Raw genomic sequence first — 10246 nt, 5'->3', positions numbered from 1 at the left:
GTACCATTTCAACTAACTGAAAAATCCGATTTTGGACTAGTTCGCGAACAATTAAAACTCCGCGCCGATATTATAGCAAAAAGTATAACCCGACTAGGCATGCGCGCCAATTCGCTAGATAGCTTAGCGGCATTAGATCTATTCTATAGCTTCTACAGTCCAGTGCAGTCAAAAATTCAACCGTTAACAGAACAGGCATTAACTATTATTCATACAGCACTGGTACAGAAAGGAGAGGCTTGTGACTAGTATTATAAAAAGAACATTAGATATGATTCAGGCGCCAATTAAGCGTCGCCAAGCAATACGTATTGAGAAACAAAAAGAACTTGATATCTTATTTGGTGAACAAGACGCGCTTGATATTCTGTCTTATGCAGGACTAGAGGAGAATATTGATTATCTATGTGTTGACGGCATATATGTGCGAACACTATATATTTCTGGCTATCCATTCGTAGCTAGCTCAGATTGGATGGATAGTCTAATTAATTTTAACCACGACATTGATATTAGCTATCATTTACATGAAGTTGACGCTCGCTCAGCTTTACCAAAGCTTAATCGCAAAATTACCGAGCTAGAGTCAACGCGCCGCGCAATGATGCGCGACGGCAAAATTGTTGGCTCAGAAATTATTGACCCACTAGAGTCGGCGATTAATTTACGCGATAAAATTCAGCGCGGTCAAGAGAAGCTGTTTCAAATGGCGATTTACGTTTGTCTCCGAGCTGAAAATAAAGAGGAACTAGATAGAGTAACTAGGATACTTGAGGCTAACTTGTCTGCCCGTTTATTCTACTCAAAAGTAGCGCGCTACCAACAGCTTGAAGCCTTGCAATCTATTCTACCCCGCGGCGAAGACCAGTTGGCGCAGAAACGCAATCTAGACAGTTCAAGTGCGGCGCTTACATTCCCATTTATGTCAGCAGAGCTAGTGCAAGAATCTGGTATTCTATATGGCATCAATAAGTCAAACAATTCGTTAGTAATTCTAGATAGGTTTAGCTTGCATAATGCTAACTCAATCACGTTCGCGCAGTCTGGTGCTGGCAAAAGCTATACTACCAAGGTCGAAATATTACGCCAATTGATGCAAGGTACTCACGTTATCGTGATTGACCCAGAGCGTGAATATAAGCGGTTAGCAGACTCTGTTGACGGCACATACATCAAACTTTCCGCAAAAAGCAAGCAAAAGATTAATCCGTTTGATCTAGCCACGACATTCCATGAAATAAATGACCTATCAGAGCATACCCAAGATCTAATGGACGTCATTGGCCTGATGGCGGAAAGTCTTACAGCGCGCGAAAAGGCCGCCGTTGATAAAGCAATTCTAAAAATATACAGGCACGCTAAAAAACAGCAACCACTTCTTGAGGATTTGTATGCAGAATTACGCAAACTTGGCCAGTTAAAATTGTGTGAAAAACTGGAAAAATATATCTCTGGTTCATTAGCCGATGTGTTTAATGCTCAAACAAATGTTAAGTTGGATAATCGCCTAGTAATCTTTGACATTAAGGATTTACCTGAGAATCTTCGGCAAATTATGATGCTGATTATCTCTAACTTTGTAAAAAATCAAGTTATGGCGAAACCTGAAAAACGCCTTCTTGTCATTGACGAAGGCTGGATATTGCTCCAACACGAAGAATCGGCTCGGTTTGTAGCTGGACTAGTGCGACGTGCTCGTAAGTACTATCTCGGCGTATCAATCATTTCGCAACAAGCTAACGATTTTCTAAAAAATGAGTACGGGCGAGCAATTGTATCACAAAGTGCTCTGAGGATTTTAATGCGACAAGACACAACGACGATTAAGGGTGTAGTTAGTGAATTTAATTTGAGTGAATATGAGCAAAGCTTTCTACTTACGTGCGAACGTGGTGATGCGCTATTGATAGCAGACCAAAATCATGTCGCTGTTAAAGTTGTTGCAGCTGAAGAGGAGCATCCACTTATCACCACCAATCCAGCGGAGCTATACAACCCATGAATAACGCAGCCATTCTATTGTTTGGGGGAGGCGTTGGTTTTCGACCAGTGAAATTACTTGTTTTAATTATCATTACAATAGCAGTGTTGCTATTATTACCGATTCTCATCATATTCTCCTTAGGAGCGCCGACGCTTAGCTTTCTCGCTAATTCACCAAACGCCAAAGCTGCCGAAGAACGAGGGTTTTATAGTGGTGGTTCAATGCCAGATAATACATACGCTTGGGGTAATTGCACTTGGTGGGCTTATGCTATGCGCAAATGGGCTGGCAGTCCAATTCCTAATAATTGGGGCAACGCTAACACTTGGGATGATTATGCTCGCCGCGATGAATATGTCGTTAATCACACGCCAGCCGCTGGCGCAGTTTATCAGACCGATGCCGGCGGATACGGACATGTCGCATACGTTATTAACGTTAGCCCAATAACTGGTGAATGGACGATTTCCGAAATGAATGCACCAAGGCTCAATGTTGTTTCACGCCGCACATTCACCAAGGAATCTGCTCAATATTATAACTTCATACACAACAAGATAGGAGCTTTGCCATGGACACCCAATTCCATGTCGCCGGTATTATCTTATGGTATACAATTCTAGTTCTAGCCGCAATCGCAGCTGTAATGATTTTATTGATGATGCGGTCGATTATTAATTGTCATTTTCTGAAAACTAGAAAAACAGCTTGGTTAGAAATAACACCACCAGCACGTACAGCAAGAACTCCCGAAGCTACTGAGCAACTGTTTTCAGTCATTCATGGTAATCTAGCCGCTAGACCGCTTAAGGAGCGACTTCTTAAGCGATTGCCTGTTATGAGTTTTGAAATTATATCAACCCACCAAAGGGGTATTCGCTACTTATTGCAGGTTGATGCAGTAAAATCATTCAATATGCAGAAAACAATAACTGCTTATATTCCTGAGGCAAAAGTCAAAGAAATCGAAATGAAGATCGTTGAACCAGATGCCGTCATCGAGTTTAGAGAAATTAATCATTATATACTACCGTTAGCCTTTACGCCAGCACATGAACAACACGATCCATTGAGCTACGTAACAAACGCAATGACTGGACTAGAGGATAATGAAGAAATTATATTACAATTTATCGCGTCACCAATTCGTTTACGGGAGGCAGAGATTTTATCGCGCAAGATTCTCAGTAATGAAAATATCTTACAGCAAGTAAGCAATAAGAGATTAGGGCTTGCTGGTAAAATAGTAACTCTACTAGGTAAGATATCTAGTGCGGTGACGGACACAGTAAGTGATGTGTGCGCCAGCTTGACAACTAGCCATCGAGGATATTACCAACATAAACGAGATAATCGTTTGCAAACGCAGCCAGCTCGAAACGACCGACCATCTCGGGTGCTCAGCGCGTTTGAGTTAGAATTAATGGAGACAATGCACCAAAAAGTGACAAAACCACTCTTTCAAGTGAATATGAGACTGCTCATCAAAAGCCCCAAATCGAGAAAACATATTGAAGCAATAAAAACTGCTCTTAATGGCTATAGTATGCCGCCATATCAAGCTCTTAGAGCTAAACGCTACATTCCTATCTTCAACACCCTAAGGCAATACCGAGCAACACGTAGATTACCATCATTGTTTCGTCATTCCGCTATAATTCTCGCCTCAACTGAGCTAGCAAGCTTATATCACTTTACATCAAGCAACATCAGTAAAACAGATAACCTCATTATATCACTAAGCCGAACGCTGTCAGCACCGGTTTCACTTAAGAATAACCCAAACTTTTCTGTTATTATCGGTATTAATCATCATCACGGCATTGAAACGCTGATTGGATTAACGGAGACAGAACGTGAGCGCCATCAATATATCATCGGCGGAACGGGCAATGGTAAAACCACGATGCTGCAATATCAAATTGTACAAGACATGCGGAACGGTAAAGGCTTAGCAATCATTGATCCGCATGGCGATATGGCGGAAACCATGCTGCGGCATGTGCCGTCAGAAAGAGTTGGCGATGTTATATATTTCAACCCCGATGACCTAGAATATCCAGTCGGCCTTAATATACTAGAACTGACACCTGAACTGAGTGGCAATGAGCTAATACGCGAAAAAGACCTCATCACCGAATCAGTTATCTCAATTTTTCGTAAAATATTTAGCGATGAAGACTCCGGCGGCCATCGTATTGAATATATCTTACGCAATGCCGTACAAACCGCATTAACACAAGAGGGTGCAACACTATTCACAGTTTTTGATTTACTAAATGATCCAAAATATCGCCGTAGCGTTATCAAAACACTTAAGGATAAAAACTTAATTAACTTTTGGAAAAATGAATTTGGCAAAGCCGGCGATATGCAGAAAGTAAAGATGGCAGCTGGTATCACTGCTAAAATTGGTCGATTTTTGTTTTCGGCTTCAGCTAAACAGATTCTTGAACAATCAAAGTCTACTATTGATTTTGACGATATTATCAACTCGGGCAAAATACTGATCTGTAATTTATCGAAAGGATTACTTGGCGAGGATACGTCTGAATTATTTGGTATTACCATACTTGCGAAGCTTCAGCTCGCAAGTCTGCGGCGCGCCCGATTGCAACAATCGGAGCGTCGCGCGTTCTATATTTACGTCGATGAGTTCCAAAATTTCGCCACAACCTCATTTGTGCAAATGTTATCTGAAAGCCGTAAATATAAAGTTTTCATGATCATGGCAGAGCAATCTACTTCGCAACAAAGCAATCAGCAAACTGTAAATATAATTCTGGCCAATGTCGGTACGGCTATCTGTTTCCGAACTGGCAACCCACAGGATGAACAACGGCTATTACCGATGTTTAGCCCGTATATTGAACCAGGTGAAATTAGCAATTTGCCAGCCTATAATTACTATGCGCGATTAGCCGCAGTGAATGCACAAGAGCCGTTATCTGGTGAAACATTATTGCTAGAAGGCCAGGGCAATAAGACCATACGGGATGCTGTTATTACACATTCACGGAAGTGTTACGCAAGGAAGCAAGAGAATACAGATAACAAAAACCGACGCACTATGGAGAAAAAACAAACAGTAAAAAATAAGAGTACAAAGAAAAAACCAGTACCAATGATAGACGATTGATTTGCAGTAACTTACAGAATAACAACTGCGCTATAATAAGTACTAAACATATGAGAAAAATAAAAGATAGAGCAAAGCAGCAAAGAATAGCCCGCAGAAAACACTGCCGAGAGTTAAGGGCGAGACATTCTCATGACAATAGGCTTTTGAAGTACCATCGGTTACACAAAAAAGCTACAAAGAATATATCCTACACGTCAATGGACGCTCCGACTAATTTCTCTATATTAGATAACAGAGACAGTGTAATCCAATACTTCAATACTATAAAGCACATGCTGAACCAAAAAGAATATACACAGATGAATCTACGTAAGGTGGCCTCGATTGACCTTCCTACGCTATGCTTATTGGGTGCGTTTATGCTAGATAGAAATACAAGGTCAGAATACTTAGAAGTAACAAGCCCTCTTTCAAATTCTGCAGCGTACAGATTTTTCGAGGAAGCACAATTTGAAAATATGATTATTAAAAAGAGGAGGCCAGACTTTAACAGTGGGGTGTTCTTATCACGAAGAGAAGATGAGGTAAACAAAGAGGCAATTGGCGATATATTAACGAAAACTGTTGATTATTTTGGAGAAAGCAATCAACAAAGATTGCGAGACCTCCCCCCAATAATTATTGAGATCGTAACAAATACCGCAGACCACGCCAGCCCAGATAGTAGATACACCCTTCCTTGGATAATTAACACATATGAGACCAAGGACGGCAACGGAAATAAGCTTAAGCAATACTGTATAATAGACATGGGCGTTGGTATTTACGAAACTCTAATTGATAAGGCTAATAGCCAGCAGCAAGGAAAATCGCTATGGCATACGATAATCAAGCGAGAAAATTCTCAGGGCGAGTTCTTCAAGCAAGCTATACCAAAAGGTCTGCAAAGCCGCACGACTTTACCGCAGAGAGGTAAAGGTATAAAATATATATACGATACAGTAAGTGGTGACGATATGTATAAAAGATTTGAGATAATTACAAACAAGGCCAAGGTTAATCTGACTAATCTTGGTCTTGTTGAGAAGGATTCATCGGAAAACCTGCCAGCTACAATATACTACTGGGAGGTTTGTGTTGAGTAATATGATAACAGTACGCGTTAGTGACTTCACAACTCTACCGGGCGCCAGATATAAAAAAGATGGTGACGGTTCTGCTGAGCAGTTTTTTGATGAGCGCATTAAGCGACACCTCAAGGATAAAGAATCTATTCTCATTGATTTTGATAACACTTGGGGATACGCATCTTCATTTCTATCAGAGCTTGCGCTGAAAATATCACGACAATGCGAGCAAGACAAGCTAGACGTACGAAAAAAGATAGAAATCAAAAGTGATGATGAGCCTGGATTAGCAGAGAGATTCTGGGGTTATATTGATGAAAGTATCGACATCAACAATTAAGCACGTCTCTTTAGCGGCTGTGTGGATCCTAATAGGAGCTATAGGATACCACTTTTTATCTAATCATAAACTCATGTCTATCAATACACAAGTAGACTTAGGGTCTGTAGTTGCCCTGTTGGCGTTAGCGATATCAGTTTCCGTAACGCCCTTTATTATAGATAGAAAATTAAATAACCAACGAAGCTATGAGGCAATAGTTTGTGGAGAAATTGAAGAAATCATTAAGTTGCTAGAAGCTGTCGATAACCTCTACCTTGAAACATACGCCAAAGAGAGCATAAGTGAAGAGAATGTGAAGCAACTACGTAGATTAATACGTAAAATACAAAATAGAATGGACACTATATCAAGAGAGTCAGGCTCTCTGTTGACCGATTTTAAGGAGAAGATAGGGTCCCCGTTCGACAGAAGTGCATATCCGGCCTTAACTGATAAGTTTCAGAAGGGAGCGCAATTGTCTGAAAGCGACTATCTAAGTGCCTTCAGGCAGATAGAATCTACGATTAGTGCTTTGAAGACAAAACGTTATAGGATATATCACTAGCTAAACCAGGGGCATATTATTAGTCGCCCTTGCGTTTTGTTTCATATTCTTTCAGGAATTTTTCAAGATCAAACCCTTCGACCTTGCTTGCAACATGCGCAAAACGCTGCATAAATTTTAGAAATCCGATCGCATATTCTCTCGTCGCGTTTTCAGGATCATGAATCTCTAAGTAGCGTAATGTTTTCTGAATTGTCTCTTCGTCTTCATACAGACGAAGATCTTTGAATGTATCTTCATTTTTCATGGCTACTTCACCTCCATAAATTTGTTAAGTTTGATAAAATCAATCAACATTTCCGCTTCTATTTTTGACGTAATCCGACGCATTATTTCGCAGCTGTCATAGTACGACAAGATATTGAGACTACCTTCATAAATAATCTCTTTGTCAATTATAGCAAGTTTACGGTGATGTTTGGTAGTAAACAGTATCTCTATACCAACTTCTTGCAGCGATTCTATAGCGGTAATCGCCTGCATGCGATATTGCGTGTCGTGCTCACTAGGATGGCGGGTGTTGATAATGATCATCACATCACGTCTGGTGAGACGCTTGAACACCGGAAGGAATTGCTTAACTCTAGCTAGTCTGATAAATGGGCTTTCAATAATGATACTACAACGTGCCTTTCTCATGTCACGAAGAAAATGAGTATCAAAGGTATCTTGGTCGTACAGGCTAGGGGTTGGCGATTGTATCATCTTAAACATCTTTATTCTCCAGATCGGCTAAGTAAATCTCGCCATCTTTTATCGTCATACCAAGTTCTTTGAACCGATCCCGCAGCAGGAACAAATCATTGAACAAAAGTTCCAAATTTATATGTGTTGGCTCACCATAAAGGGATTTGTATTCCGTTCGAATCTGAAACAGCTCGTTTACCTCTGGTGGCGAGCTGTTTTTGTGGGTTCCAAAGTTTATTTGTTCGTAGGTTGGAAGTTTGTTGAATATAGCACCGAAAAAGACAGCCTCTTGCACTATATAAACATTTTATCGTTCTCGGTTTTTTCCATCTTATAACAAACAATACCGCTATACTCGTTGCCAGACAAGAACGGATAAAACGATTCGCCGCCTTTTTCTGTTAGCACAAAATCTCTAAGAGCTGGATCATGTTCGCCGTACAATTTGCCATAGACATTGTAAAACTCAACATTTTTATCGCCGCAAACTTCCTGACCGCTCCGATTCGCCTCTATAAATCGACGCACCGCAGCGTACGTTAGGTCAAACGCTTTTTTAGTACCTTTCGGTCCACATTCAAATTCTATAGCCGGCACAGGCATGTGCTGAGCTAACGGTCCGGCAATTTTTGACTTTTCCGAATACCACACAACATTACGGCTCAGTCCTGCCGATTTTGCTAATCTAATATTTTCTTCTGTAGGGTACGGTATGATTGTAACGATGCCGCTGTCTGTTTTTGTCCCGTGAAGATCAATGACAACATCGAAATTTTTGCCGTATTCAATTAGCTCTGCTGCGCGGCGGACTTCATATATGGAGCTATTGATATCGCCTGGAGCGCTGCGATTAAGATCTTGTTCGGTGAAACGCGTGTTAGCTGAAAAAGCTTTTTCGTTTCCTATAATACAATCATAGCCGTATTTTTCTTTAGGTAATTCTTTCTCAAGCTGCCGCATCACCTTGACGCCGTCTCGTTCATTACCATGAGTAGCAGCGATAAATAGAATCTTACGCATATCGCCTCCTGTACTCAGCAGCTGCCGCAAAGGCTTTTTTGACCGCTTCTTCTGGCGAAACTGCACCGATTGTCAATATTCGATTACGAGTGTCGAGATATCTATCGGCGAGTTTATCGGCCCAGCCCCCGTAACCAGTTAGCGCTACCATCGGGATATCGGCTTGGTAGGCCACAGCCAATTCGGTGAGTGTCCCCGAGCCGCCGCTTATCGCAATCACCGCATCGCAACCAGTTACCAGTACGGTTTCTCGACCGCCGCCGCGTTCCAATCCGCAGGGAATGATGATGTCAGCATCTTTTTCCCAAACGTCTTTTCCTTTGCCATATGTGATGCCGACCGTTAATCCGCCAGCATCTTTTGCGCCGCGGCATGCCGCCGTCGACAGAGAATCGCTATCTTTTTCGGCTCCAAAAAACAAGATCCCGTCTTCTTCGGCTATTAACCTGCCGACCTCGTACGCTGCTCTTTCAACTTCTTTGCTATATTTTAAGTCGGCTGCCGAACCCATTACGCCGATTTGAAATTTTCTTGCCATATTTTCTTATCTCATTTACTTTATTAACTTATTATCGTTATCGTGACGTTCTTGAAGGCACCGCTCTATATCGGTAATCTTAATATCTTTGGCAACCAACAAAACTAGGAGGTGATAAACCAAATCGGCAACCTCGCCAATAAATTCATCGTTTTCATCATTCTTTGCAGCAATCACAACTTCAACTGATTCTTCGCCAACTTTTTGGATAATCCTATCTAAGCCTCTGTCGAATAATTGTCTTGTGTAGGACGTGCTTTCATCGCTGTTGCGTCTGCTCTCTATGATTTCGTATAATTCTCTAATTGTCATATAGTCTCCTTATGCTATGATTTTTTCAATCGGCGACACGAGAATCCCGCGCGCGCCAAGACTTTTCAGCTCGTTAGCTACCCTCCAAAACTCATCTTCATTCATGACGGCGTGTACTGCCAGCCAACCAGGCTTCGTTAATTCCACTACAGTTGGAGCATCAAGTCCAGGGGCGATATTTTTAATTTTATCGATGTTCTCTCTGGGTGCGTTCATCATAATATACTTCAAATTCTTTGCAGCAAGTGCCGACTCAAGACGAACTAGCATCTGAGTAATTAGATCTTCCTTGTCTTTTGAAAGCGTCTTTTCGTTTCTAATAAGAACGGCTTCGGTTTCTAGAATTGTTTCTATAGGGCGTAGGTCATTTAATAAAAGAGTGCTACCGCTAGCCATTATGTCAACAATCGCATCTGCCACTCCAAGTGCAGGTGTAATTTCAACCGATCCAGCTATCACAGTAGTTTTAATGTCAATACCGCGTTTCGCAAAATATTTCCTAGTCGTGTTTGGGAAAGTCGTAGCAATTATTTTTCCTTGCAAATCTTTAATTGCTTTTTCAACTTCTGCTCCAACGTGATTTCCGAATCTTAACAAGCTCACATAACC

Annotated in this window: 14 protein-coding genes; 7 read left to right on the top strand and 7 right to left on the bottom strand. The window is 41.3% G+C overall.

The window, feature by feature from the left end:
- The 7 genes from G1ANC_RS04135 to G1ANC_RS02470 all read left to right on the top strand — a co-directional run.
- Nucleotides 1-249, top strand: a 249-nt coding sequence (locus G1ANC_RS04135; protein WP_206660714.1) for a hypothetical protein, incomplete at its 5' end; no start/stop codon positions are given.
- A gap of 22 nt (nt 250-271) precedes the next feature.
- A complete protein-coding gene (locus tag G1ANC_RS02495) occupies nt 272-2002 on the top strand; it encodes a VirB4-like conjugal transfer ATPase, CD1110 family (RefSeq protein ID WP_129693451.1) in 1731 nt (576 codons plus the stop codon).
- Nucleotides 1999-2607, top strand: a complete 609-nt coding sequence (locus tag G1ANC_RS02490) for a CHAP domain-containing protein (protein WP_129693450.1) — start codon at nt 1999-2001, stop codon at nt 2605-2607. Before G1ANC_RS02495 ends, G1ANC_RS02490 begins: the two co-directional genes overlap by 4 nt.
- A gap of 23 nt (nt 2608-2630) precedes the next feature.
- Nucleotides 2631-5123, top strand: coding sequence for a type IV secretory system conjugative DNA transfer family protein (locus G1ANC_RS02485; RefSeq protein WP_164997983.1), 2493 nt, complete (start codon nt 2631-2633; stop codon nt 5121-5123).
- A gap of 50 nt (nt 5124-5173) precedes the next feature.
- Nucleotides 5174-6211, top strand: coding sequence for a hypothetical protein (locus tag G1ANC_RS02480; protein WP_129693448.1), 1038 nt, complete (start codon nt 5174-5176; stop codon nt 6209-6211).
- Between the two features lies 1 nt (nt 6212).
- Entirely contained in the window at nt 6213-6533 is a 321-nt protein-coding gene (locus G1ANC_RS02475; RefSeq protein WP_244596211.1) for an STAS-like domain-containing protein, read from the top strand.
- Nucleotides 6508-7080, top strand: coding sequence for a hypothetical protein (locus G1ANC_RS02470; protein ID WP_164997982.1), 573 nt, complete (start codon nt 6508-6510; stop codon nt 7078-7080). The genes G1ANC_RS02475 and G1ANC_RS02470 overlap by 26 nt, the downstream gene beginning before the upstream one ends.
- 19 nt (nt 7081-7099) lie before the next feature.
- On the opposite strand, the gene G1ANC_RS02465 is transcribed toward G1ANC_RS02470, so the two are convergent.
- The 7 genes from G1ANC_RS02465 to hisG all read right to left on the bottom strand — a co-directional run.
- Nucleotides 7100-7327, bottom strand: coding sequence for a hypothetical protein (locus tag G1ANC_RS02465; protein ID WP_129693445.1), 228 nt, complete (start codon nt 7325-7327; stop codon nt 7100-7102).
- 2 nt (nt 7328-7329) lie between these two features.
- Nucleotides 7330-7794, bottom strand: a complete 465-nt coding sequence (locus G1ANC_RS02460; protein ID WP_129693444.1) for a phospholipase D-like domain-containing protein — start codon at nt 7792-7794, stop codon at nt 7330-7332.
- Nucleotides 7787-8062: a hypothetical protein gene (locus tag G1ANC_RS02455; protein WP_129693443.1), complete on the bottom strand. Its 276-nt coding sequence runs from the start codon at nt 8060-8062 to the stop codon at nt 7787-7789. Before G1ANC_RS02455 ends, G1ANC_RS02460 begins: the two co-directional genes overlap by 8 nt.
- Nucleotides 8062-8787 (bottom strand): succinylglutamate desuccinylase/aspartoacylase family protein, encoded by a 726-nt coding sequence (locus G1ANC_RS02450; protein ID WP_129693442.1) that lies wholly within the window; start codon nt 8785-8787, stop codon nt 8062-8064. The genes G1ANC_RS02455 and G1ANC_RS02450 overlap by 1 nt, the downstream gene beginning before the upstream one ends.
- Complete coding sequence (locus G1ANC_RS02445; RefSeq protein WP_129693441.1) at nt 8780-9325, bottom strand: LOG family protein; 546 nt, start codon at nt 9323-9325, stop codon at nt 8780-8782. The genes G1ANC_RS02450 and G1ANC_RS02445 overlap by 8 nt, the downstream gene beginning before the upstream one ends.
- 15 nt (nt 9326-9340) lie before the next feature.
- Nucleotides 9341-9637, bottom strand: a complete 297-nt coding sequence (hisE, locus tag G1ANC_RS02440) for a phosphoribosyl-ATP diphosphatase (RefSeq protein ID WP_129693440.1) — start codon at nt 9635-9637, stop codon at nt 9341-9343.
- 9 nt (nt 9638-9646) lie between these two features.
- The coding region (gene hisG, locus G1ANC_RS02435; protein ID WP_129693439.1) for an ATP phosphoribosyltransferase at nt 9647-10246 on the bottom strand (600 nt) is incomplete at its 5' end.

The sequence above is a fragment of the Candidatus Nanosynsacchari sp. TM7_ANC_38.39_G1_1 genome (genome assembly GCF_004138385.1).
This window is presented reverse-complemented; position numbering and strand designations above follow the sequence as displayed.

Excerpts from the sequence above, each read along its gene's own strand:
- G1ANC_RS02495 (WP_129693451.1), top strand. The coding sequence starts at position 272 with ATGATTCAGGCGCCAATTAAGCGTCGCCAAGCAATACGTATTGAGAAA.
- G1ANC_RS02480 (WP_129693448.1), top strand. The coding sequence starts at position 5,174 with ATGAGAAAAATAAAAGATAGAGCAAAGCAGCAAAGAATAGCCCGCAGA.
- hisE (WP_129693440.1), bottom strand. The coding sequence starts at position 9,637 with ATGACAATTAGAGAATTATACGAAATCATAGAGAGCAGACGCAACAGC.
- G1ANC_RS02485 (WP_164997983.1), top strand. The coding sequence starts at position 2,631 with ATGATTTTATTGATGATGCGGTCGATTATTAATTGTCATTTTCTGAAA.
- G1ANC_RS02460 (WP_129693444.1), bottom strand. The coding sequence starts at position 7,794 with ATGTTTAAGATGATACAATCGCCAACCCCTAGCCTGTACGACCAAGAT.
- G1ANC_RS02470 (WP_164997982.1), top strand. The coding sequence starts at position 6,508 with ATGAAAGTATCGACATCAACAATTAAGCACGTCTCTTTAGCGGCTGTG.
- G1ANC_RS02490 (WP_129693450.1), top strand. The coding sequence starts at position 1,999 with ATGAATAACGCAGCCATTCTATTGTTTGGGGGAGGCGTTGGTTTTCGA.
- G1ANC_RS02465 (WP_129693445.1), bottom strand. The coding sequence starts at position 7,327 with ATGAAAAATGAAGATACATTCAAAGATCTTCGTCTGTATGAAGACGAA.
- G1ANC_RS02475 (WP_244596211.1), top strand. The coding sequence starts at position 6,213 with ATGATAACAGTACGCGTTAGTGACTTCACAACTCTACCGGGCGCCAGA.
- G1ANC_RS02450 (WP_129693442.1), bottom strand. The coding sequence starts at position 8,787 with ATGCGTAAGATTCTATTTATCGCTGCTACTCATGGTAATGAACGAGAC.
- G1ANC_RS02445 (WP_129693441.1), bottom strand. The coding sequence starts at position 9,325 with ATGGCAAGAAAATTTCAAATCGGCGTAATGGGTTCGGCAGCCGACTTA.